This window comes from Pseudomonas mandelii (genome assembly GCF_900106065.1).
Classification (GTDB): domain Bacteria; phylum Pseudomonadota; class Gammaproteobacteria; order Pseudomonadales; family Pseudomonadaceae; genus Aquipseudomonas; species Aquipseudomonas mandelii.
Window position 1 is genome coordinate 1,652,855 of sequence record NZ_LT629796.1, and the last position, 22,935, is coordinate 1,675,789.

Here is a 22,935-nt window from a genome sequence, read left to right on the forward strand (position 1 = left end):
ATAAAAAGGACGCTGACTTTAGCACAGCTTCCTCAGGGTTCTGGCAATCGCATAAAGGCTGTTATTGTTACGCGTCAGATTAAGCATCAAATAGCCATCGCTCCAAAATGGCCGATCAACTTCAGGATTGAATCTCTCAGCATGCAACTCAGCGGTTTCAATAGCGTATCCAATCGAGTCTTCGATTTCATTTGCCTCTGGATTCTTCCGGTCGGCTACTTTTTGCTTTTGTGCGCGCTGTTTTTCCTGCCGGGACGAAGTCTGCATCACAAGCTTTTTTATGGCCTGTTCAGCATTCCAGCGCTGATTGCCCTTTGCTTGCGGCCCCGTGAATTCAAGGAATTGCTGCGCGAACCGATCTTCGTCGCAGTGCTGGTGTTCGCAGCCTGGGCGCTGGTGAGTTTGTGCTGGGGCCCTGAAAACAAAAGCATCGGTCAGTTCAAGCCGCCACTGCATACATTGTTGTTGTTTGCAGGCTGTTACTTGCTGGTGCGTTATCGCAGTGAAATCGTTCAGCCGCTGTTGTTCAGCGCCTCGATGGTCGCCCTGATCGGCACGGCTTACTACTTATGCCTCTTTGCTCGAGTCTACGAGCCCGGGCTGCGGCTGATAGGTGGCGGCGCGTTCGACAATCCTTTGCTCAGTTCTCACATCTTCGGCTTTTTTTGCGCGTACTGGCTGAGTTTGAGCATGACCTGCAAGTGCCGGAAAGTGCTCTGGCTGAGCATCCCGGCGATGGTCATCATGTTCGCTGCGGTGCTTGAAACGGGGTCAAGAACGCCTCTGGTTGCACTGACGTTGGCGTCACTGTGGCTGAGTTTCATTTGTTGGGGTCGCAGGTCCGTGGTCTTGCTCGGCGCGCTGCTCATCAGTGGGGCAACGGTGACCGTACTGTTCTCGCAGATGATCATCGAACGCGGCGACTCCTATCGCTTTGAAATCTGGCAGTTGGCCCTGAACAAAATTGCTGATCACCCGTGGATCGGGCATGGCTATAACGCGGACCTGGCCATCGACCCTGGGGTTGGTACGAATTTTCAGGAGCCTCACAGCTTTGTATTGGGCGTGCTCTATTACGTCGGCATTCTCGGCCTTCTGCCGTGGTTGTTCTTTCAAGCCTGGGGTTTGCTGAGCAGCTGGCGCCATCGCGTGCAACCGCTGTTCATCATTGCATCCACCTGGCTGGTATTCGGCATCGGCGCGGGTTTGACCGAAGGTGGCGGGATCATTTCCCGACCGAAGGAACACTGGTTCCTGCTGTGGATTCCGTTGGCGCTGATCGCTGCGCTGAGCATTAACCAGCGCGCCAAACGTTTATTGGCGATGCCGGTCAAGTCACTGAAATCGACCGTCATGCATACGATGACTGCCAATGCGCAGGTGATTGAAGAAGATGGTCTGGGCCCCAAAGTGCTGCGTCTGGTCGATGGCAGCTTCCTCAAGCTGTTCCGGCGCCGCCGCTGGTACACCTCGGGTAACTTCAACCCCTATTCCGAACGCTTTGCGGTCAACAGTGAGCAATTGCGCAACCTCGGCATTCCCACCCCGCAAATCCTTGACCTGTATCGGCTCGACGATGGCAGCAGCGCCGTGCACTACTCGCCACTGCCGGGCAATACGTTGCGTCAGGTGCTGCAAGGCATTACCGCACCGGCGGTACGCCAGGCGCTGGTGGAGCGGTTCGGCAAGTTCATGGCGCAACTGCATGAACAGGGCGTCTATTTCCGCTCGCTGCATCTGGGTAACGTGCTGGTGTTGGAAGATGGCGAGTTCGGCCTGATCGATGTCGCCGACATGCGCATCTATCCTTCGTCGCTGAGCCTGTCCCTGCGTCAGCGTAATCTGCGCCATATGCAGCGCTACACGGTGGATAAGCGCTGGTTGTTCGAAGACCATTTCGAAGCACTGCTCCAGGGATACGCCATGATGGCGTCGAAATCCGCTGTCGATAACCTGCACAGGCAAGTGCTGGCCGGGAGTTCCCCGGCTCGGACTCATTGATGACTGAAACCAATCCGTTCATTGCGCTGGCAGCCTACCTGCTGGCCATCGTGACCGCCGCCCTGTTGTTGCGCGCCGTTCCGAAAATCACCCGTCACCTGGAGCATTCCGGCGAAAGCCGCTATGCCAGCATTGACGGACTACGCGGCTATCTGGCGTTTGGTGTGTTCGTGCACCATTCGGTCATCACCTGGATCTTCCTGCGCACCGGCGTTATCGAATTTCCGCCAAGCAACTTCTACTCGCAGCTGGGCCAGGGAAGCGTCGCGCTGTTTTTCATGATCACCGGTTTTCTGTTCTGGAACCGATTGCTCACTCAGGGACGTCAACACGACTGGCTGGCCTTCGCAGTCTCTCGGGTGTTTCGCCTCTACCCGTTGTACCTGCCGTTGATGCTGATTGTATTTGTCACGGTGTTCTATTTGCAGGACTGGGAACTCAAGGACCCCGGCATCCGACTGGCCGGGCAGATACTGGCCTGGCTGACGTTCGACCGGCCGGACGTCAACCAGTACCACCAAACCGGCATGCTGATCTCCAACGTCACCTGGACCCTGGGCTACGAGGTGTTTTTCTATCTGGCGCTGCCATTGGCCGGCATGGTCTTCATTTATCGCGGCAGCTGGCTGCAAGTGGTGCTGTGCCTGATCGGCATTTACGCTCTGTACCAATTGGTCGGGTGGGAGCACTCACTGAAGAAGCACTTTCTGGCGAGTTTCCTGGGCGGCATTGGTGCGGCGTACTGGATACGCCGCCCACACTTGATGGCCTGGGGTCAGACGCGACAGGCGGGGATTATCGCGTTGCTGGCGCTGGCGATTGCCTTTACGGCATTCAACCGCGCGTTCAACCTGCTGCCACTGCTGCTGCTTTCCCTGTTTTTTGTCATCGTGGCCTCTGGAAACACCCTGTTCGGCGCTCTCAAGCCGCGCAGCATCCGCTGGCTCGGGGAAATCAGCTACAGCACCTATTTGCTGCACGGGTTCGTGCTTTGGGTGATGGTGCAACGCCTGCCGCTCGTGATGGACCTGGACGCTCGTGACACCTGGACCTATCTGTCGCTGCTGGCCGTATGCACGTGCCTGCTGATTGTCATCAGTAGCCTGACGTTCTTGTACATAGAAAAGCCAGGCATGTCGGCCGGCCGCAAACTCTTGCAGTGGCTGCGCCAAGGCAAAAAGGCCGAAAAGAGCCTGACGGAGAAGGTCGCTCGCTGAAGCGAACAGCCCCCTTTCCAAAGTTGATAACGCATCCTCCGTAGCAGCTGGCAAAACCGGACGCAGGTTTCGCCAGCTGCTGCACAGATCGCGATACGACCTTAGTCTTTTTCCAGCGGCGAGAAATACAGCCGCCCCAGACCGCGCCAGGTCTTCTTGTTCCAGGCCCTGAACGGGATCTGCGCCAGCAGCTCGCGGGCGAGCTTGCGGTCACGGTTGGCGGTCTTGAGGAACATAGAACTGAGGAACTTGTAACGCACCTCGTCGTACAGCGGATGATCGCTGAACAGCGCGTAGGAGCGCAGGATGTTGTCGACCATGAAGCGGTGGTTCTTGTAGGAGTTGGTGGCGTGCTTGCGATAGCGCGCCATCAGCACATTCAGGCCATCGATAAAGTAACCGGCACGGGTCACCTTCAGCTCGATCAGCAAGTCTTCCAGTCGGATGTTCGGATCGAACCCACCCACCTTGTCCAGCGCTTCCCGGCGGATCATCAGGGTTGGCGCGGGCGGATAGGGTTTGCGCTCCAGGAACATGTCATCGAAATCCAGACGACGGAACGGCACATCACGGCGCTGACGCTTCTCGGGATACAGATTGCCGTCGGCGTCGATCAGCTCGATGTTGCCGGCGCAGATACCGACCTCGGGCTTGCCATCCATGTACGCCACCTGAGTCGCGATGCGCTCCGGCAGCATGATGTCGTCGGAACCGAATGGCACGATCAGGCTGCCCTTTGAACGGGCAATGGCGCCATTGAGCGTGTTGGTCAGCCCCTGGTTCTGCTGAACCTGGAAATCGAAACCGTACTGCGCCTGCAACACCTTGATCCGCTCGACGCTGTCATCCTTGGAGCCGTCGTCGACCACCAGCAGCTCGATGTTCTTATAGGTCTGGTTGAGGACGCTGAGAATGCTTTCCTCGATGTAGCGAGCGTGGTTGTACGACGCGATGATGACGGTTACGAGAGGTTGCGCGTCGCTCATGGTTGTTCCTTGCGGGCCTGTTCCAGGCCGGAGTCGATCAGGTTCAGGTATTCCTGGCGGAACACCTCGATGTCATGTTGTTCCTGGAGATAACGGAAGGACTGCTCGCCCTTGACCTTGAGCTCGTCATCCGACAGCCCGAGGTAGTTATCCAGTGCCGTGATCAGGCTCGGCACGTCTTTTGGCGTAATCGACAACCCGCCGGCACCTTCGATCAACGGCAGCATGGCCGGCACGTTGGAGGCGATCACCGGCAGATGCCCGCTCATGCCTTCGAGCAGCGCCAGTCCCAGGCCTTCAGCCAGGGACGGCATGGTCCAGATGTCGAACGCGCGAATGTACTGCAAGGCGATTTCCTTGAAGCCCAGCAGGTGCGCGCGACCGGTCAGGCCCAGGCTTTCGATTTCGGATTTCAGGCGCGACTCTTCGCGGCCGGCACCGATGATCGCCAGCTGGGTATTGGGGTATTTGTCTTTGAGGGCAGCAAACGCCTGCAACAGATAGGTGTGACCCTTGACCGGCACCAGGCGACCCAGCGCCCCGATCAAGCGCACCGACGGATCGATGCCCAGCAGTTCACGGGCACGCTCGCGGCTGTGCTGCAAGCCTTCGGCCTGCTCGATGTCGATGGCGTTGGTAATGGCGTAGGTATTCTGGTCGGTGAAACCGCAGTCACAGTCCAACAGGTACTGCTTGACCGCCGGCGACACACCGACGAAGCGCCAGTGACGATCGATCAGGCGCTGGGTCTGGCGACGCCGGTAAAACCGGTCGTACTCGCCAAAACCGTGGGAAATGCCGATGCACAGCGGGACCTTCAACCAGCGGTTGAGCGTCAGCATCATGTTTACCGGCTTGAAGCGGTTACAAATCACCACGTCGAATTTTTCTGCGCGGCAAAACTTGTACAGCTGCCACATCGCCCGCAGGCGCATGCCCTTGAGGGACTTGTCGGAAAACTCGAAGTACACCGAACGGTCGGCCCGGCTCACAGCCTCGCCCGGCCCGGGTTTGCCACGCAGGAATGCCGCCGTGACCTCATAGCGATCACTCGGCAGCGCCTTGACGATCTGCTCCGCGAGGTCGGCAAAATCATGGGCTTTGACGTTGTAGTCAGGCTGCAATTGCAGAACCTTTGACCGTTGACTCATAACTCTCCCCGGTGAAAACCTGTCGCATCGATGACCCAGGCCGGTTCGGCGGCAATACGCCTGACCTCGGCTGGATCGGGTGGAGGCAACCGTGACCACTCGTTGCGTTTCCAGCAAACGAAATGAAAGTACGGAAACCGGCGATCGCCATCGCGATCATTACTCAAACAGCCATTACGCCAATACCAGCGTTGCGGAAAATCATCCGTGCCGTCGTGCCACTTGATACAGCCACCCGGCGTGCTGAACGCCTCGGTGAATTCGCTGCGCCGACGCCACGGATTGAACTTGCCCACCAAAGTGAACAAAGGCTCGGGGAAATTCTTGCGCCAGAGAAAGATCCGACTGAATGCGCCCTCGTCCAGCGCATGATGCTCCTGATCGGTGAAGCGCTTTCGCCAGTCCTTCATCTGCATGAACAACTCACGTTTGCGGGCGTTGTTGCGCATCAGGCAGAGATGCCCTGCTACCCGCCGCTCGTGAGTCGAGAACAGGTCATAACCGGCCAGACGATCAGGGGTGAAGTAACTTCGCAGGTCACCATACACCAGATCAATATCGCCGAACCCCCAGAAGTCATAGCCTTGCAAGCGGTCGGCATGAATATGCCCCAGCGCCGGCTTGATGTCGCAAAGCTTGTAAGCTGTATCCGGTGCAAAATCGATGCCCAGCCGTTTTGACACCAACCCGCAGTATTCGCTGAACGTCATGAACTCGACGGTGACGTTGGGTGGCAGGTTATCGGGCGTGCCGCAATCGCTGAACAGCAACCAGTCGATATCGGCATTGCGACGACAACTTTCCAGGAGAAACGGCATCCAGAACGGCCATTGGCCGAAATACGGAATCAGAAAAACAATACGCGGGCGTGGGTTGATCACAGAAGAATCACTGCAGTGGTTTAAGACGCGGCCATGCTAGACAGCGAAGTGCTTCATTTCTGCTGTCGAGATGTTTCATCATGATTCAAAAGCCATAACAATTCATGACGTCTGACCGCCTTGCGAAAAAATTCGTTTTCGCCATAAAGGGGCGGCACTCTACGGGCCAGCAGACGCTGTATCAACCGACGCAAACGTCGCTTGAACGGCATGGGCGGTTGCAGGTCATGCATCATGCCCAGTGCCATGGCTTTATCACGCTGAAGGTCCAGCGACAGCGGCAGGCAGCAAGGCTGCATCGGTGTGGTCGAGTCGAAGGCCGGCGGCAGCGCGATGCCATGCCCCGCATCGCCCATCGGCCAGCGATCGTTATCGTGCAGATGATTGGCGTAGCCGAGCAAGGTGGTCGGTTGCCATTCCAGGCCTCGCAAGGCTTCGAGGACCGCTTGCTGGGCACAGAGATGATCGGGATGCGGGTCGAGCGTCGGGTGCGGCAGCACGATCACTTCAGGGCGCGCGCGCAGTATCAGTTCACGCAGATCGGCCAGCAGGTTGTTCCAGGTCGGAGCACCGTCGACGTCGCCCGGCAGGGCAAATGGATTCAACTGGCGATACACGCGGGTGTCGCTCAATTCGGCTTCACGGGAACCCATCGGCTTCGCCGGTGCGGCCTGCATCGCAGCCAGTTGCAGGCAGAAATAACCCAGTTGCACGCAATGCGCTTCAGGCACGCCAGCCCAACGCGGCACAGCGATGCTGTCCCAGGCGCGCAAACGGCCCTTGAGCCGCGCCGCCTCGACCTTGTTCAGGCCGATCTGCTGATAATGCTCGGCTTCGATTTCACCGGCGGTGAGGGTCACGATCCAGGCTTCATCGGCCTGGCTGTATAAACCATAGGCGGCCAGTTCGGCGTCATCGGCATGAGGGGCGATCACCATTACGCGCTGGCGGCGGTAATTCGGTTGTTCCAGCGCCCACAGCACAGGCTCACCGAGCAAGCGGCAGAAGCGTCCGTGCAGGCGCAACTCGCCCCGCGACAATACTTGCGCCTGACCACTGAGGTTCAGGTAACGCAGGCCATTCACACCGCGCTCAAAGGTTTGCCGGTCCGGATTGTCGCCACCCAACAACTCGACCACCGGGTCGATAAAGCGCCCCAGCCACGTGCTTTTTACCCGCAGCGCCAACACCAGCGTTGCGTCGTCGACCAGCATCACGCCTTCGTCCAGGCGTAACCGCTCACCGTCCAGATGCACCTTGGGCTGCGGGGTGTAGGGCGGGAAGCTGTATTGGTAATCGTCTTTGGGCGAATAGAACAAATGGTCGGCGAACCATGCCTCGTGGGCAATCCAGCCCAGCACCGCGAGTACCAGCGGCAACCACCACGCCACCAGCACGCCGATGGCAATCAACAGCACCAGCGCGATCAACAGGCCGATGCGTTTGTTGCGCCGATGGCGCTTGAGCAGTTGCTGTTTGCGGCTCATGGGTTCACTCACACGGTGAAGACCGGCACGGGATTGCACCAGCGGTCCTTGTATTCCCGGTCGGCGCGGCCGAAGGAGAACCGCAAGGGTTTACCCAGGGCGCGGGCGTGTTCCCAGGCACTTTGGGTATTGAGAAAACTCAGCACGCTGCCGGGGCTGAACTCGCGCGTTTCGGGATCGACACCGCCATTGATGTACTCGACGCTGATCCACTCCGGCGCCTCGACGCGGTACACCAGTTGAATCGCAATCGGCGCATCGTTGAGGAAAATCACCGAGCCGATCAGCAAGTCCCGCAGCAGCTCGATCACCTCGCCCATGCGCTCGGCGCCGGTGGCCGGGAAGCCCCAGCGACGCTGGAACAGGTCGCAATAGATCGCGCCCAGCTCAGCGCTGGAGAACTCGGCGACCGGCCGCACCACCCCGCCCGCCTCTTCCAGCAGACGCAATTCACGGCGCTGGTTGTAGCGAAACTTCTTCGACAACTCTTCGGGCGTGCGGGCCATCGCCAGTTGCTCAGTCTGCAGCTTGATGCCGGTGAAACGGCCTTCATTGAGCGCCGACAAATAACGTCCGCGATGGCGCAGCGGCGCCTGCGCATCGGCGGCGGCCGGCAGGATCAACTCGGCATTGCCGAGGTCGAACAAGCCTTTTTTACCACGGCGCTTGAGTACGTCTTTGGACAGCGCCAGGTCGCGGCCCCAGGTCGGGATGGCGGCTTTAACTTCACCGTTTTTTTCCCAGGCCAGGTAACGCACCGGGATCCCGGCCAACTGTGCCAGACGTTCAACTACCAGAGGATGGGTCGCGACGCTGCCGCCAAAACGTTGCCAGGCCTGTGCATAAGTCGAGGCGTCGACCACCGCCCAGCCCCGTTCGCGCCAGCCTTGAAATCGGTTGAGCATCAGCCCCTCGGTGCCAGTTCAGTGACGTGCGGCAAATGCCAGAAAGCATCGCGTACCGCGCGGTCGGAGAAACGCTCACGCAGGCGATCGAGCATCAGCTCGGCACACTGGTGACGTTGCTGGTCGTCCATCGCGGCCAGGTGTTGCAGCCCTTGGGCCAGGCGTTCGGCATCGCCCAACGGGAACAGAATGCCGACGCCTTCGACGACTTCCTTGGCCCCACCGCACGCGGTGGCGAGCAACGGTACACCGGCGGCCATGGCTTCCAGCAGCACCATGCCGAACGGTTCGTGATCAGAACTCAGGGCAAACACATCGAAGGCACGGAAATAACGACGGGCATCCGGCACCTGACCGAGGAACAACACGCGGTCGCCGATACCCAGTTCCCGGGCCAGAGCCTTGAGGTCCTCCTCCAGGCGACCACTGCCGAGGATCACCAGTTGACTGTTGCCCGGCAAGCCCGGCAATGCCTCGGCAAATCCGTGCAGCAGCGTGGTCTGGTCTTTGTCTGGGTGCAGCCGTCCGACGTTGCCGACAATCCAGGCATCCGCCGACAGGCCGAGGGTTTCCCGGGCCTCGCGCACCGACACCTGGCTGGTTTGCAACGCCGGCACATCGACACGGTTATACAGCGTCTGAATCCGCCCGGCCGGCCATTTCGGCAGGCAACGGCGCATGTCGTCACGCACCGCATCGGAGACCCCGAGCAGGCTCAGGCGCTTGCGGAAAATATGCGCGAACAGTTTGCGGGTGCCGCGTTTGTAATCGCCAAACGCGTGATGCACACCAATCACCGGCAGCGAGGTGCCGAGCAAGGCGATGTAGATCGGCTTGAAGCGGTGAGCAATGCAGAAACTGAAATTGCGCGAGGCGGCGATCTTGCGCAGATCGCTGATGGCGCCCAGCTTCAGGCCACGAATGGCCTTGGAGCTGTATTCCATGAACAGCACTTCATCGGAAGCGCAGTTCGCGGCGACTTCGCTATCGGCGGCCCCGGTCAAAAAGACCGTGGTCACCCGATAACCGGTCCCCGCGAACAGGCTGGCGTACTGCCGGGCGCAGTCCAGGAACGGCCCGTCATAGCCGTGGCAGAACTGCAACACATGGCGTTCAGCCGAGCGTGTCATAAGCGTTGGCGCCCTCTTTGACCACCAGGATGTCTTCCATGATCAGATACTGTAGATCGGAACCGAAGAACATGTTCAGCGCGTCGGTCGGCGAGCAGATCATCGGCTCGCCACGACGGTTGAGCGAGGTGTTCAGCGACACGCCGTTGCCGGTCAGCACTTCCAGCGCCTTCATCATGTCGTAATAACGCGGGTTGTATTCGCGCTTGAGCACCTGGGCCCGGGACGTGCCGTCTTCGTGGACGACTTCCGGCACGCGGGTCTTCCATTCTTCAGCCACTTCGAAAGTGAAGGTCATGAACGGCGCCGGGTGATCGATCTTGATCATCTGCGGGGCCACGGTGTCGAGCATCGACGGGCAGAAAGGCCTCCAGCGCTCGCGGAACTTGATCTGGTGGTTGATCCGGTCAGCCACGCCGACAGCGCTCGGGCAACCGATGATCGAACGACCGCCCAAGGCCCGCGGACCGAACTCCATGCGGCCCTGGAACCAGGCTACCGGGTTACCGTCGACCATGATTTTGGCGATGTTTTCCGGCATGTTTTCGAGTTTGCGCCAGACCGGCTTGCTCGGATGACGGGCGCACGCGGCGACCACGTCTTCGTTGCTGTACGACGGGCCGAGGTAGACGTGTTCCATCTTCTCGACCGGCACGCCACGGGCATTGGACACGTAGGCTGCTGCGCCGACTGCGGTGCCGGCATCGCCGGAAGCAGGCTGTACGAACAGCTCCTTGACGTCGTCACGGGCGATGATTTTCTGGTTGAGCTTGACGTTCAACGCACAGCCACCGGCGTAGGCCAGTTTGCCGGTTTCCTTGAGCACGTCGCCCAGGTAGTAGTCGATCATCTGCAGCGCAATTTTTTCGAACAGCGCCTGAATGCTGGCGGCGTAGTGGATGTACGGCTCGTCGGCGATGTCGCCTTCGCGCTTCGGCCCCAGCCACTCGATCAGCTTCGGCGAGAAGTAGTAACCCTTGCCCTTCTCTTTATAACGGCGCAGGCCGATCACGTTGGCGTAGTCGGTGTTGATCACCAGTTCGCCGTTCTCGAACGAGGCCAGACGCGAGAAATCGTATTTGCTGGCATCGCCGTACGGCGCCATGCCCATGACCTTGAACTCACCGTCCAGCATGTCGAAACCGAGGAACTCGGTGATCGCGCCGTACAGGCCGCCGAGGGAGTCCGGATCAAAGAATTCCTTGATCTTGTGGATCTTGCCGTTTTCGCCATAACCGAAGAAGGTCGTGGCGTACTCGCCCTTGCCGTCGATGCCGAGGATCGCGGTTTTCTCTTTGAAACCCGAGCAGTGATAAGCGCTGGAAGCGTGGGCCAGGTGGTGTTCAACCGGCTCGATCTTGATTTTCTTCGGATCGAAGCCCAGTTGCTCCAGGCACCAGACGATCTTGTTGCGATAGCGCTTGTAGCGACGGTTGCCCATCAGGATCGCGTCGAGTGCGCGGTCCGGGGCGTACCAGTAACGCTTGGCGTACTGCCAGCGAGCCTTGCCGAAAATGCTGATCGGGGCGAACGGAATCGCGACCACGTCAACGTCGGACGGCTTGATGCCTGCCTGCTCCAGGCAGAACTTCGCCGATTCGTAAGGCATGCGGTTCTTTGCATGTTTATCGCGTACGAAGCGCTCTTCCTCAGCCGCCGCGACCAGCTTGCCGTCGATGTACAAGGCTGCTGAAGGATCATGGCTAAGGGCGCCGGACAGGCCAAGAATCGTCAATGCCACAGGGGTCTAGCCTCTTTAGTCTGCATGCAGGCGACAAGCGCCTCAAAAATTGATGTGCCCCTCGCAAGGGGCGAGAGACAGCTAAAGGGCGGGATTATAGCTTAAAAGCGACGGCAAGCCTCTAGCGGGAAGTGGCAAGCAGCAAGCTCACGCGTTGACAGCAGAAAGACGTCGACATAGGCTCCTGCTCAAATGGACTGGGAGATCCCGGTCGGCGCTATAGCCTCGGTGAGTTCATCGGGGCTTTTCGCTTTCTGAAACAGGGAAAACCTGTTTCAGGACTAGACACATCACCCGCCGGATTACAAAAGCGCTACCCGCGGCCTGCTCGCCAGTAAATACTCAGATTGCCGTCGATAGCCTGGCGGTAAATCGTATAGGGCAAGGAAACGGTGTCCATGACCCCTGACAGGGTCAGGTCCAGCAACACAAAGGGGACGAGGAAGCCGGTGGGATCTGGCGGGGCATTCAGGATGCAGAAGTCGTAGGCCAGGCCGCTGTAGATGCGGGGGATGGACTGGCAGTAGGTTTTTTGTTTTCGCAGGCCGCGAGCGGCGTCTTCGTCATCTTGCAGCACCGTCAGCGCGGTCCCGCATCCCGATAAAGCCAGTGAGAATGTACCGATTGCAACAGCCGTTTTTATGGTCAAGGTTTGCCCTCCGTGAACGTCAGGCGAAACTAGCATCGCGGCTCTTCAGCGCACAGTTCACGGGGTCTGTGGATCATGTAGGACGGTTCACAAGAACTTGTCCTCTTAATCTCGGGTGTCTGTTCTGGCCCCATCGCGAGCAGGCTCGCTCCTACATTTGATCTGCGGTGAACACAGAGCCCCTGTGGGAGCGAGCCGGCTCCGGGCGGCGTTCCGACGATAGGGTCGAAGACCCGATTCAGGCCGCGCCAGAGATGTCTTTGGGCAGACGCTGGTCAATGACCTGATACAGCGCACTGCTCTCGGGCCAGTTACGCATGAACCGCGCCCGGTCCCGCGCATACGCCGGGGCAAAGCTGCTTGTCGAGCCATGCTGACACATCGAATCCAGATCGATCAGCGCCCAGCGATCCTGCTGCCAGAACAGGTTGTGCCCCTTGAAATCACCATGGCTGATGCGCTCGCGGATCAGCTCGGCAAACAAATGATCCAGCGCCACCAATTCAGCCTCGGGCGCATCACCCTTTTCAACGTACGGCGCAAAGCGCTCGATGATGTCCGGCCCCGGCAGATACTCAGTGATCAAGTACGCCCGGCTGCGCAGCCAGAGAAAACGCTTCTCCAGCAACGCCAGCGGTTTGGGCGTGGCGATGCCGAGGAACGCGAGGCGATTGCCTTCGCGCCACGAGTGCCAGGCACGGCTCGGGCGCCAGAAGCGTTTGAGCCAGTGGGCAAAGCCTTTGATGTTGTAGCGCTTGATCACCAGCGTCCGACCACCAACCTCGACTTTTCCTACACTCGCTGCACCGCCGGTCTTGTACAGATGGCCCTGATCGAGCAAGGCATCGGCCTGTTCCAGCACCGGCAGCATCGCCGCCTCTTCTTCACGACGAATAGCCCGCAAGCCAAAAGGCCCGCGCTGGACGCTGAACAACGAACACTCGCGCCCCACCTTGATCAGGTAGTCCTTCAAGCGCCAGCTGCGAACCTTGTCGATCTGCTTCTGCAACGCTTCCATCGGCAAGGCGTGTTCGCCGTTACTCAGCAGGTAATACACCAGCAATTCTTCGGTGAACGGTTCCAAAGACTTGGGCAACTGGGCGAAAAACACGCCGAGGTTTTCCAGGACTTTCTGCCGAGACAGCGGCTGGCCCGGGGTCTCAGCACAGACTCCGCCGCCATCGATCAGGTACAGCCGACCTCGCTGACGCAGGAGATTGTCCAGATGAAGGTCTTCCTGCCAGAGCCCCTTGCGATGCATTTGGCCGATAGCGCCCAACGCCTCGGCCAGCACGGCCCCTTGCATATCAGCCAGCACCGGCAAGTGTTCGACTTTTTTCCAGGTCTCCCCCAGGCTCTCGGCGCCTTCAAGGAAATCGAACAGTAGCCAACCGCCCTCGCCCTCTTTCAGGCCGTCCACCAGCAACTGCGGCGTGGTCAGCCCTTGATCGGCGAGCAAACGCACGCCGTCCAGTTCACGCTGAAAATGCCGCGCCGCCTTGCCGCCGACCAACAACTTGGCCAGCACCGGCCGGCCGCGCCACACGCCGGCGCCGACATAACGCTGCCCCGGCAATACGCGCAACAAGCTCAGCAACTGCAACTCGGCGGGACCGGCAGCATCGGCCAGTGAAATGCTCATCGGCAGGCTCGGGCTGCGGCCCGCGCCTTTCAATTCGGACAAACGCATCAGCGCGCCTCCTTGTGACTGCGTCGCGCGGTGAGGCGCGAAACCCAACTGTCCACCAGCGAACTGTCCCGTGGCTGATCCACATAAACCGCCAGCAATTCGCGCAACTGCGCTTCGGTCCACTCCGGCGCGCGGCGCAGCAACGGTTCCAGGTCCTTGACCCGGTCACGCTGGCCGAACAGCAACGGCCGGGTTTTTTCCAGGTCGATCAACTGCGACTGATAACCCTCACCCGTGGCCTGGAGGAAAATGTGCTTGGGGTAGAAACAGCCGTGAAGCTGGCGCACGCCGTGCAGGCGCCGCGCCAGCTCGCCACAGGCTTTCATGATGGCCGTGTGTTGCGCTTCGCTCAGGTCCGACCAGCGCTGTAACAGCGAATCCAGGTCATCCCAACCGTCCAACGCACGGGTCAGCAGAACCGCCCGCACTTCCCCATCGACTTTGCGCTCACCAAAAAACGCCGCTTTCAGCGCCGGAATACCCAGCTTCTGATAACGACTGATGTTGCGAAACTCGCGGGCAAAACTCGGTTCGCCGAACGGCGCATGGAAGGTGCGCGTCAGGTAGTTGCTCTGGCGCTTGAGGTAGTAGCCATGACCTTCCAGATCCAGCCGAAACACGCTACTCCAGCCGCCACTGACGGTGTTGGGCTCATCCACCGCCTCAAGTTGCTTGTCCCAGAGTGCATCGAACGTGCCGAGGCCATGGCGCTCAAGCAGCGCACGGTCTTCAGCGGCCAGGAAATCAGTCATTCGCGCCCCTCGAAAAATCTCACCACGTGCCGGATGCGTTTTTTGTCGTCGGCATTCAGCCGGTCACGCTGGCGGTATTGCAGGTAAAAGCGCAGGCGCTGGGTGGCCGACAGGTGATATTTCGCCACCTTGTCGAGGCAGGCCAGGTCTTTGGTGATCCGGTATTTGAGCCAGAAGCCGCGCCAGAAATCGCCGTTGGGGCAATCGATCAGGAACAGCTTGGCCTCATCGTCGATCAGCAGATTACGCCACTTCAAATCGTTATGGGTGAAACGGTTGTCGTGCATGGTCCGGGTGTAACCGGCCAACTGACGGCTGACGGAATCGACCCAGGCGCGGTCCGCCAGCTTGGGATCGTGGCGGTCGGCGAGGGCCGACAAGTCTTCGGTGTTGGGCAGTTCGCGGGTGATCATCGCGCCACGAGCATACGCCGCGCCTCGCCGCTCCAGCCCCCAGGCAACCACTTCAGCGGTCGGAATGCCCCACTTGGCGAAGCGCTTGAGGTTCTGCCATTCGGCCTTGACCCGGGGTTTGCCCAGGTAGCGGCGCAGGCCTTTGCCGGCACCCACGTAGCGCTTGACGTAATAATTGACGCCGTTGCGATTGACGCGGATGACCTCGGACAACGGGTCGCGGGTCAGGCGTTCACCCTGAAGCGCAAACACTGCTTCCAGGCTGCCAAAATCTTCCGTCAGATCGCTGTAAGCAGGTTCCAGCTTCCAACCGGGCATCAGAGCGCATCCCCGTATCGCTGTTTACGGTCGTAAAGTTTGTTGGCTTTGCCTTCAAGCCAGGCGAGCAGCGGCGCTTCTTCAGCCAGAATCTGGCGCAATGGCTGCTGGAAGTAGCCTTTGAGGAATCGCAGTTTGTCGCGTTGGGTCAGACCGATGTCCAGGGCCGAAAAGTACAACGCCGCCAGATCCTTGTTGCGCCAGCGCTGAGTAATGGCCGGGCGGGTCTGGGCGCGGTGCAGGTCGATCACCGAGAGCTTGAAGTCTTCAGCCGTCACCGGTTTATCGGTGTGCAGCAGGAAGTGGCAGATGTAGCAGTCGCGGTGGTTGACCCCGGCGCGGTGCATCATGCCGGTCATGCGCGCGACTTCGGCGATCAGCGCGCGCTTGAGTCTGGGCTCGGGCGGGTTCTTGATCCAGTCGATGCTGAAGTCTTCGAGGCTGACGGTGGGCGCCAGTTCTTCGGTGACGATAAACGAGTGTTGATCCGCCGGGTTGCTGCCCTTTTCGCCATAAGCGACGGCGGTCATAGTCGGTACGCCGACTTCTTTGAGGCGCTGAATGGCCTTCCACTCCTGACCCGCGCCGAGTACCGGCAGCTTGGCCGTCAGCAGGTTCTTGAAGATCTCGCCCCAGCCGATGCCACGGTGGATCTTCACGAAAAAGCCATTGCCGTTTACTTCAGTGCGCAAGGTCCGGCGCGCTTCCAGTTCACGGTAAACCTCGCCCTGCAAGCCTTCGACTTCGGTGAACGCATCGCGCCCAGCCCAAAGGCTCTTGAACGGTTCAGCCAGCATCAACTTCATTAAGCGTGCTCCGCCAGAATCACATCGGCCGCGTGCTGCGGCATGCTGTAGAGGTCGGCCGTCTCAGCGAAGGCCAGACCGTTGCGGCTCCAGGCCGCCCGTGCTTGAGCGTCGTTCAACATGCCGGTCAGGTACTGCGTCAGTTGCGCCTGATCGAACGGTTCGTCCAACACCAGGCCGGCGTCGGCCTCGGCGATGTAATGGGCGTAACCACAGACCGCGCTCACCAATACCGGCAACCCGGCCACCAGGGCTTCGAGCAACACAGTCCCGGTGTTTTCGTTATACGCCGGATGAATCAGCAGGTCGGCACCCAGCAGGAAACGTGGGATATCGCTGCGCCCCTTGAGGAACGTCACGTTGTCGCCGAGCCCCAAAGTGGCGCTCTGCATCTGGAATAATTTGGGGTCATCCTGGCCAATTACAAACAGCCGGGTGCGTTTCTTCAGATCAGCGGGCAACGCGGCCAGCGCCTTGAGGCTGCGATCCACCCCCTTGGTCTTGAACCCGGAGCCGATCTGCACCAGCAGCAGCTCATCGTCCTTGAGGTTGAATTCACGACGGAAATCGGCTCGGATTTCGGCGGCATTGGCGGGTGCGCGACGGTCCTGGGAGATCCCCGGCGGCAGCAAATGGAAGCGTTCCAGCGGTGTGTCGTAATGCTTGATGAACAGCGGCTGCTGGACTTCGGAAATCATCAGCACTTCCGTCTTGGCGTCCTTGGCGAACACCGCGCGCTCGTACTCGGCGAAGTGCCGGTAGCGGCCCCAACGACGGTACAGCGAGTTGCGCAGGTTCTGCGCCTTGTCTTCAAAGCAACCATCGGCGGCGTAGTAAACGTCCAGGCCCGGCATCTTGTTGAAGCCGATCAGACGGTCCACAGGACGCTTGGCCAGGTCCGCCTCCATCCACTCGCTGAGCTTTTCATTACGGCGATGATTGAAGAACGCCTTGACCGGCGCCACCAGCACTTCGAAACCCGGCGGGACATCGCCTTCCCAGATCAGCGTGTAGACGCGAATTTGATGGCCGCGCTGTTGGCACTCCAGGGCAATGCGCATGAAATCGCGCTGCAACCCCCCGAACGGAAAGTACTTGTACAAGACGAATGCCAATTGCATCAGCGCAGCTCCTCAGCCAGTAACAACGTGCTCAGTCGGGTCGCGACACGCTCGGGATTCAGACGCGTGAAGCACAGGGGCCACTCGCGTTTCAGGTCGAACTGACGGGCATCTTCGGCCGTCGGTTGATACGTACATTTCTTTTGCAGGCACGGCGCGCAGGGGAAATCGCTGGCGATGTGAATCTGCGCCTTGCCGTAGGCGCCGGTCAGGCCCGGGTTGGTCGGACCGAACAGCGACAGGGTCGGTACGTCGAGCGCGGCGGCCAGATGACCGAGGCCGGTGTCCACGGCCACGCAGGCTTGAGCGCCAGCCAATACTTTGCCGACACCGGCCAGGTTCAGTTTGGGCAGCACTTCGACATGCCGGAACCCGGCGGCGATGCGTTCGGCCCGGGCCTTCTCGACCGGATTGCCCCACGGCAGCTTCACGGCAACACCGAGATAGCCAACGCGCTCGGCCAGTTCGCGCCAATAGGCTTCCGGCCAGTGCTTGGTGTCCCACGTGGTGCCGTGCAGAAACAGCACATAAGGGTTCTTGCGCGGCAGTTCCACCAGGCGCTCGACGTTCAAGCCGTAATCGCCCAGGCCTTTGGGCAGGTCGTAGCCCAAGGCCAGAGCGAACAATTGACGCACCCGCTCTACCGCGTGTTGTCCACGGCCCACGGCCAGACGACGGGAATAGAAACGTGCGGCGATGGGCTCGCGCGCCGAGTCCTTGTCGAGCCCGGCGACCGGCGCTTTGACATAGCGCGTCAACCAGGCGCTTTTGAGCAGGCCCTGGGCATCAATCACCAGATCGTATCGGGTGGCGCGAACGCTTTGTTTGAAGCGCTTCCACTCGCCACTCTTGAGGGTTTGCCAGAGGTTCTTGCGCCAGCGACGGATCGCCACCGGGATCACCTTGCCCACGGCCGGGTGCCAGGTCGGGATCTCGGCGAAGCCTTCTTCCACCACCCAGTCGAACGTGATGCCGGGGATCGCCCGCGCCGCGTCGGTCAACGCGGGCAACGCGTGAATCACGTCGCCCAGCGAAGATGTCTTGATCAACAGAACGCGCAAGCTATTTGACCTCGACCACAGTGCCCTGCAACCGCTGCAAGGCTTCGTTCACCGCTTGCGGCATGAGCTGGCGCAGGCAGTTGTAATGACCGAAGCGGCAGGTGCGATCGAAGCACGGGCTGCATTCGAGGCCCAGGCGCACAATCTCGACGTGCTCGGCCAAGGGTGGCGTGAAGCCCGGCGATGTCGAACCGTAGACGGCCACCAGCGGGCGGTTGAGCGCAGCGGCGACGTGCATCAGGCCGGAGTCGTTGGACACCACCGAATCGGCGCAGGACATCAGGTCGATAGCTTCGGCCAGGGAGGTGCCGCCGCTGAGGTTGACCGACTCTTCGCGCAGGCCGGGAATCAGCCGTGCGCGGATGTCTTCGCCGACCGCGTGATCGTTTTTCGAACCGAACAGCCAGACTTGCCAGCCTTCGCGGATCTTCGCTTCGGCGACCTTGGCGTAATGCTCGGACGGCCAGCGCTTGGATTCGCCGAACTCTGCACCTGGGCACAGGGCCAACACCGGGCGGTCGAGGGTCAGGCCGAACTTGGCCAGCGCCGCCTCGCGGGTGACCGGGTCGATCTGCAGGCTTGGCCGTGGATACGGTGTCGGCAGTTCGGCACCGCGCTCAAATGCCAGCGCCATGAAGCGCTCGATCATCAGCGGATAACGTTCTTTATCCAGCGTGCGCACGTCATTAAGCAGGCCGTAGCGGAACTCGCCGCGCCAGCCGGTGCGTTTCGGGATGCCGGCGAAGAACGGCACCAGCGCCGACTTCAAGGAGTTTGGCAGCAGGATCGCCTGATCGTACTGGCCGGCCAGGGATTTGCCGATGCGCCGACGCGTCGCCAGCTCCAAGGCGCCATGGCCGAGCGGAAAGCTCAAGGCCTGACGGACTTCGGGCATGCGCTCCAGGATCGGCCGGCTCCATTCGGGGGCCAGGACGTCGATTTCGCATTGCGGGTGGCGTTGCTTGAGACACTGAAACAGTGTCTGCGCCATCACCATGTCACCGACCCAACTGGGCCCAACGATCAGAATTTTCATGTGGTTTCCATAAACGAACCGGGGAGGCATACGCCTCCCCGCCTCGAGAATCACTGCGGGAGCCTGTCGGCTTGCGATGGGTCATCACCTTCAACATTGCTGTCGACTGTCACTCCGCTATCGCGAGCAGGCTCGCTCCCACATTGGGATTTGGTGTGCATCGTTCTGCGATACAAAGCAGATCTACTGTGGGAGCGAGCCTGCTCGCGAAGGGGCCGTCACATCCAGCATCGATGGCGACTGACACCCCGCCTTCGCGAGCAGGCTCGCTCCCACATTTGAATCTTGTTGCTTCAACTCGCGCGTTTCAGCTTAACCCTAGTTCACGCCAGATCCGCAATACCTGCCGACGCTCATCGACAAACTGGTCACCCGGTATCACCCCGGGGTCCTTCTGCAAGGCCTGCCGGTGGGCGGCGGAACGGTAGGCCTTGTAGGCCTCGCGTAGCAGGCTGGCGTCTTCGGCAGGCATCAGCCCTTCGTGTTCCAGCTCTTCCAGAATGCGGATGTTATCCGTCCAGCGCAGCAATGGCGGGTGTGTTTCGGACCACGCCAGGGCCGCGTATTGCACCATAAATTCAATATCGACGATACCTCCGGCGTCCTGCTTGAGATCGAATGGCGCCGTGGCCTCGAAGGCATTTGCCGCCGTGCCGGCTGCGGTGCTCTTGCTACCGAGGTTATCGCGCATCTTGGCGCGCATCTCGCTCACCTCCTGACGCAAGGTCGCCAGGTCCCGGTGTTTGCCCAATATCGTCGCGCGCACCTTCTCGAATGCCTGGCCGACATCCTGGCTGCCCACCAGCACCCGGGCCCGCACCAGTGCCTGATGTTCCCAGGTCCAGGCTTCGTTTTCCTGGTAGCGGGCAAACGCCCCGACCGAACTCACCAGCAACCCCGAGGCGCCGGACGGCCGCAGGCGCATATCGACTTCATACAGCTGGCCAGAGTTGGTCTGGGTGGTAATCAAATGAATGATCCGCTGCCCCAACCGGGTGAAAAACTGCGCGCCGTCGATAGGTTTCGCTCCGTCGGTTTCCGCCTGCGGATCACCGTCATGGATGAACACCAGGTCCAGGTCCGAACCATGCCCCAATTCCAGTCCGCCGACTTTCCCATAACCGACAATAATGAAACCCGGATCGCACAAGGTGCCGTCGGTGCGCAATGGCGTGCCATATTTGGCCACGGTCTGGCGCCAGGCCAGGGCCAGTACTTGTGCGAGGATCGCTTCAGCCAGCCAGGTCAGGTAATCGCTGACTTTCATCAACGGCAGGCTGCCGGCGATTTCCGAAGCGGCGACCCGCAAGCGGTGCGCCAGTTTGAAATGGCGCAGGGCTTCCATTTGCTGTTCGAGGTCGTCTTCGGGAATCCGCGTCAGGCGCTCGCGCAACTCGGCGGCCAGTTCCGGCGCCAGTGGGGGCTTGAACAATCGACCTTCATTGAGCAATTCGTCGAGCAGCAGCGGGAAGCGGGTGATCTGCTCGGCGATCCATGGGCTTGCCGCGCACAAGGTCAGCAAACGTCGCAGCGCGCCGGGGTTCTCGGTCAGCAGCACCAGATACGCCGAGCGACGGGCCACCGCTTCAACCAACGGCAGCACACGCTCAAGTACCAGATCCGGATTGGCATGCTCGACCGCCTGAGCCAGCAAACGCGGAATAAATGCATCGAGGCGTTCGCGCCCCAAACGCTGCATCGCGCGCAACTGCGGGCTGCTGCGCAAACCGGCCAACGCTTTCAGTGCCTTGGTGGCATCGGCAAAACCGCCCTCTTCCAACTGGCGGCAGGCGGCTTCTTCATCTTGGGCCTCCTCCCACAGCGGCAGCCATTCACCGCCGACCACCACTTCGCTTTCGGTGCCTTCCTCTTCATCGGGATCGGCGATCACTTGTCCAAAGTGCCAGGCCACGCGGCCTCGCCAATACATAAGCTGCGCATGGAAAGCCTCCCAGTCAGCGAAGCCCAACATAAAGGCAATGCGCGCCTGATCCTGCGCACCGTCCGGCAGCATCTGGGTCTGGCGGTCGGCAATCGCCTGGATCGCGTGCTCGGTGTACCGCAGGAATTCATAGCCTTCGCGCAGCTCGCTGATCACCGCCGGCGGCAGGTAACCCTGACCTTCCAGGGTGCTCAGTACTTTTAATAGAGGGCGTTGCTGCAGGCTCAGGTCGCGACCGCCGTGGATCAGCTGGAACGCCTGGGCGATAAACTCCACTTCGCGGATGCCGCCCGAGCCGAGCTTGATGTTGTCGGCCATGCCTTTGCGCCGCACTTCCTGCTGGATCAGCTGCTTCATGGTGCGCAGCGCTTCGATCGCCGAGAAGTCGAGGTAACGCCGGTAAACGAACGGGCGCAGCATCTCTTGCAGTTGCGCGCCGGCCACTTGATCGCCAGCCACCACCCGCGACTTGATCATCGCGTAGCGTTCCCAGTCGCGGCCCTGGTCCTGGTAATACTGCTCCAGCGCGTTGAAGCTCAACACCAGGGCACCGGCCGAGCCGTAAGGCCGCAGACGCATGTCGACCCGGAACACAAAACCGTCGACGGTCATCGGGTCCAGCGCCTTGATCAGGCGCTGGCCGAGACGAATGAAGAATTCCTGGTTATCCAGCGAGCGTTTCACGCCGACGGTTTCGCCACCCTCGGGGTAGGCGAAGATCAGGTCGATGTCCGATGACAGGTTGAGCTCCACCGCGCCGAGCTTGCCCATGCCGAGGATGACCATCTGCTGCGGCTCGCCGCTGCGCCGGCCGGTGGGCACGCCGAACTGCTGGCAATGCCGCGAGTACAACCACTGATAGGCCTGATCGATGCTCGCATCGGCCATGTCCGAGAGGTCGCGGCAGGTCTGGACCAGATCAGCCTGACGAGTCAGGTCGCGCCAGATGATCCGCACTTGCTGACGCGTGCGCTGACGGCGCAAGGCGCGACCGAGCTCGTCATCGGTTTCGGCCGCATTCACCGCTGCCGCGATCTGCCCGCACAACTCGCCCGGTGCGAAGCTGCGATCCAGTTCGCCGGACTGCACCAGCGCCAGCAACATCAAGGGGTCACGCACACTCTGTTCGGTCACGAAATCGCTGGCGGCGGTGACGCGGGCGAATTGCGCCCAGCGCTCAGCTGTCCAGGCAGACAGGCCATGGTCATCTTCCAACTCGGCAACGGCGGTACGGAACGACTGCTCGGCGCGGGTGACAAACGGCAGGAGAATGCCGGGCAGTTCGGCAAGCGGTGGGAGGCTCATGGTCTATCCTTGATCGGCGTGAAGAGGGCGGCATGTAGTGATTTTTCAAAACGCACTACGTGATCGACTGTCGAACAAAGGTTAGAAATAGCTGAAATTTCTTTGTTTTTGGCAGGCAGCATCAAGCTTTCACCTTTTTCGGTTGGCAAAAGACCAACCTTAACGATTATTCTCACAACGCAGCCGGAGGCCACAAGCCGCTCATCTGTAGTTTTACTACTCGTATATACATCCAGATAGCTGAAATGCCCGATGATTTGTAGTAAAACTACACGCCGCCGGAACCTACCACTCGGCAATCCAAGAATTTATATCGTCTGCCCACAAGGCCAGTCGCAAACTC

20 protein-coding genes are annotated in these 22,935 nt (G+C 60.3%); 2 read left to right on the forward strand and 18 right to left on the reverse strand.

The genetic code is table 11. The features are described from left to right. Positions 1 to 18 precede the first annotated feature (18 nt). Positions 19 to 267, reverse strand: a complete 249-nt coding sequence (locus BLU63_RS33280) for a hypothetical protein (protein ID WP_224795494.1) — start codon at positions 265 to 267, stop codon at positions 19 to 21. 51 nt (positions 268 to 318) lie between these two features. Here BLU63_RS33280 and BLU63_RS07490 point away from each other — a divergent pair, with 51 nt between their 5' ends. After that, positions 319 to 2,001, forward strand: a complete 1,683-nt coding sequence (locus BLU63_RS07490) for a bifunctional O-antigen ligase/aminoglycoside phosphotransferase family protein (protein ID WP_231990946.1) — start codon at positions 319 to 321, stop codon at positions 1,999 to 2,001. Beyond that, positions 2,001 to 3,218 carry an acyltransferase family protein gene (locus BLU63_RS07495; protein ID WP_077747679.1) on the forward strand — a complete coding sequence of 406 codons (1,218 nt, stop codon included), beginning with the start codon at positions 2,001 to 2,003 and terminating at the stop codon, positions 3,216 to 3,218. The genes BLU63_RS07490 and BLU63_RS07495 overlap by 1 nt, the downstream gene beginning before the upstream one ends. Before the next feature lie 101 nt (positions 3,219 to 3,319). Here BLU63_RS07495 and BLU63_RS07500 read toward each other — a convergent pair whose 3' ends face one another. From BLU63_RS07500 to BLU63_RS33535, 17 genes are all read right to left on the reverse strand, one after another. Continuing rightward, entirely contained in the window at positions 3,320 to 4,204 is an 885-nt protein-coding gene (locus tag BLU63_RS07500) for a glycosyltransferase (protein WP_010464275.1), read from the reverse strand. Next, entirely contained in the window at positions 4,201 to 5,355 is a 1,155-nt protein-coding gene (locus BLU63_RS07505; RefSeq protein ID WP_077747658.1) for a glycosyltransferase family 4 protein, read from the reverse strand. Before BLU63_RS07505 ends, BLU63_RS07500 begins: the two co-directional genes overlap by 4 nt. Continuing rightward, complete coding sequence (locus tag BLU63_RS07510) at positions 5,352 to 6,236, reverse strand: DUF6625 family protein (RefSeq protein WP_083375193.1); 885 nt, start codon at positions 6,234 to 6,236, stop codon at positions 5,352 to 5,354. Before BLU63_RS07510 ends, BLU63_RS07505 begins: the two co-directional genes overlap by 4 nt. A 53-nt stretch (positions 6,237 to 6,289) precedes the next feature. Then, positions 6,290 to 7,723 carry a PIG-L deacetylase family protein gene (locus BLU63_RS07515; protein ID WP_083375194.1) on the reverse strand — a complete coding sequence of 478 codons (1,434 nt, stop codon included), beginning with the start codon at positions 7,721 to 7,723 and terminating at the stop codon, positions 6,290 to 6,292. 8 nt (positions 7,724 to 7,731) lie between these two features. Beyond that, positions 7,732 to 8,628, reverse strand: coding sequence for an antimicrobial resistance protein Mig-14 (locus BLU63_RS07520; protein WP_083375195.1), 897 nt, complete (start codon positions 8,626 to 8,628; stop codon positions 7,732 to 7,734). Further along, a complete protein-coding gene (locus BLU63_RS07525) occupies positions 8,628 to 9,758 on the reverse strand; it encodes a glycosyltransferase (protein ID WP_083375196.1) in 1,131 nt (376 codons plus the stop codon). Before BLU63_RS07525 ends, BLU63_RS07520 begins: the two co-directional genes overlap by 1 nt. Then, entirely contained in the window at positions 9,742 to 11,499 is a 1,758-nt protein-coding gene (locus BLU63_RS07530; protein ID WP_010464288.1) for a carbamoyltransferase family protein, read from the reverse strand. The genes BLU63_RS07525 and BLU63_RS07530 overlap by 17 nt, the downstream gene beginning before the upstream one ends. A 313-nt stretch (positions 11,500 to 11,812) precedes the next feature. After that, on the reverse strand, positions 11,813 to 12,148 hold the full coding sequence (locus tag BLU63_RS07535) for a YceK/YidQ family lipoprotein (RefSeq protein ID WP_083375197.1): 336 nt from the start codon (positions 12,146 to 12,148) through the stop codon (positions 11,813 to 11,815). A 238-nt stretch (positions 12,149 to 12,386) separates the two neighbouring features. Continuing rightward, on the reverse strand, positions 12,387 to 13,838 hold the full coding sequence (locus BLU63_RS07540; RefSeq protein WP_083375198.1) for a lipopolysaccharide kinase InaA family protein: 1,452 nt from the start codon (positions 13,836 to 13,838) through the stop codon (positions 12,387 to 12,389). After that, positions 13,838 to 14,590, reverse strand: coding sequence for a lipopolysaccharide kinase InaA family protein (locus BLU63_RS07545; RefSeq protein ID WP_083375199.1), 753 nt, complete (start codon positions 14,588 to 14,590; stop codon positions 13,838 to 13,840). The genes BLU63_RS07540 and BLU63_RS07545 overlap by 1 nt, the downstream gene beginning before the upstream one ends. Beyond that, entirely contained in the window at positions 14,587 to 15,321 is a 735-nt protein-coding gene (locus BLU63_RS07550) for a lipopolysaccharide kinase InaA family protein (protein WP_010464295.1), read from the reverse strand. The genes BLU63_RS07545 and BLU63_RS07550 overlap by 4 nt, the downstream gene beginning before the upstream one ends. Beyond that, on the reverse strand, positions 15,321 to 16,127 hold the full coding sequence (gene rfaP, locus BLU63_RS07555) for a lipopolysaccharide core heptose(I) kinase RfaP (protein ID WP_077747650.1): 807 nt from the start codon (positions 16,125 to 16,127) through the stop codon (positions 15,321 to 15,323). The genes BLU63_RS07550 and rfaP overlap by 1 nt, the downstream gene beginning before the upstream one ends. Beyond that, positions 16,127 to 17,248: a glycosyltransferase family 4 protein gene (locus BLU63_RS07560; RefSeq protein WP_077747649.1), complete on the reverse strand. Its 1,122-nt coding sequence runs from the start codon at positions 17,246 to 17,248 to the stop codon at positions 16,127 to 16,129. Before BLU63_RS07560 ends, rfaP begins: the two co-directional genes overlap by 1 nt. Continuing rightward, on the reverse strand, positions 17,248 to 18,309 hold the full coding sequence (waaC, locus tag BLU63_RS07565; RefSeq protein ID WP_077747648.1) for a lipopolysaccharide heptosyltransferase I: 1,062 nt from the start codon (positions 18,307 to 18,309) through the stop codon (positions 17,248 to 17,250). The genes BLU63_RS07560 and waaC overlap by 1 nt, the downstream gene beginning before the upstream one ends. A gap of 1 nt (position 18,310) precedes the next feature. Further along, entirely contained in the window at positions 18,311 to 19,345 is a 1,035-nt protein-coding gene (waaF, locus tag BLU63_RS07570; RefSeq protein WP_010464302.1) for a lipopolysaccharide heptosyltransferase II, read from the reverse strand. Between the two features lie 307 nt (positions 19,346 to 19,652). Continuing rightward, positions 19,653 to 22,592 (reverse strand): bifunctional [glutamate--ammonia ligase]-adenylyl-L-tyrosine phosphorylase/[glutamate--ammonia-ligase] adenylyltransferase, encoded by a 2,940-nt coding sequence (gene glnE / locus BLU63_RS07575; RefSeq protein ID WP_077747646.1) that lies wholly within the window; start codon positions 22,590 to 22,592, stop codon positions 19,653 to 19,655. Further along, complete coding sequence (locus tag BLU63_RS33535) at positions 22,589 to 22,714, reverse strand: hypothetical protein (protein ID WP_255311810.1); 126 nt, start codon at positions 22,712 to 22,714, stop codon at positions 22,589 to 22,591. The genes glnE and BLU63_RS33535 overlap by 4 nt, the downstream gene beginning before the upstream one ends. Positions 22,715 to 22,935: the final 221 nt, after the last annotated feature.

Excerpts from the sequence above, each read along its gene's own strand:
- BLU63_RS33280 (WP_224795494.1), bottom strand. The coding sequence starts at position 267 with ATGCAGACTTCGTCCCGGCAGGAAAAACAGCGCGCACAAAAGCAAAAA.
- BLU63_RS07495 (WP_077747679.1), top strand. The coding sequence starts at position 2,001 with ATGACTGAAACCAATCCGTTCATTGCGCTGGCAGCCTACCTGCTGGCC.
- BLU63_RS07500 (WP_010464275.1), bottom strand. The coding sequence starts at position 4,204 with ATGAGCGACGCGCAACCTCTCGTAACCGTCATCATCGCGTCGTACAAC.
- BLU63_RS07505 (WP_077747658.1), bottom strand. The coding sequence starts at position 5,355 with ATGAGTCAACGGTCAAAGGTTCTGCAATTGCAGCCTGACTACAACGTC.
- BLU63_RS07515 (WP_083375194.1), bottom strand. The coding sequence starts at position 7,723 with ATGAGCCGCAAACAGCAACTGCTCAAGCGCCATCGGCGCAACAAACGC.
- BLU63_RS07520 (WP_083375195.1), bottom strand. The coding sequence starts at position 8,628 with ATGCTCAACCGATTTCAAGGCTGGCGCGAACGGGGCTGGGCGGTGGTC.
- BLU63_RS07525 (WP_083375196.1), bottom strand. The coding sequence starts at position 9,758 with ATGACACGCTCGGCTGAACGCCATGTGTTGCAGTTCTGCCACGGCTAT.
- BLU63_RS07540 (WP_083375198.1), bottom strand. The coding sequence starts at position 13,838 with ATGCGTTTGTCCGAATTGAAAGGCGCGGGCCGCAGCCCGAGCCTGCCG.
- BLU63_RS07545 (WP_083375199.1), bottom strand. The coding sequence starts at position 14,590 with ATGACTGATTTCCTGGCCGCTGAAGACCGTGCGCTGCTTGAGCGCCAT.
- BLU63_RS07550 (WP_010464295.1), bottom strand. The coding sequence starts at position 15,321 with ATGCCCGGTTGGAAGCTGGAACCTGCTTACAGCGATCTGACGGAAGAT.
- rfaP (WP_077747650.1), bottom strand. The coding sequence starts at position 16,127 with ATGAAGTTGATGCTGGCTGAACCGTTCAAGAGCCTTTGGGCTGGGCGC.
- BLU63_RS07560 (WP_077747649.1), bottom strand. The coding sequence starts at position 17,248 with ATGCAATTGGCATTCGTCTTGTACAAGTACTTTCCGTTCGGGGGGTTG.
- waaF (WP_010464302.1), bottom strand. The coding sequence starts at position 19,345 with ATGAAAATTCTGATCGTTGGGCCCAGTTGGGTCGGTGACATGGTGATG.
- glnE (WP_077747646.1), bottom strand. The coding sequence starts at position 22,592 with ATGAGCCTCCCACCGCTTGCCGAACTGCCCGGCATTCTCCTGCCGTTT.
- BLU63_RS33535 (WP_255311810.1), bottom strand. The coding sequence starts at position 22,714 with ATGCTGCCTGCCAAAAACAAAGAAATTTCAGCTATTTCTAACCTTTGT.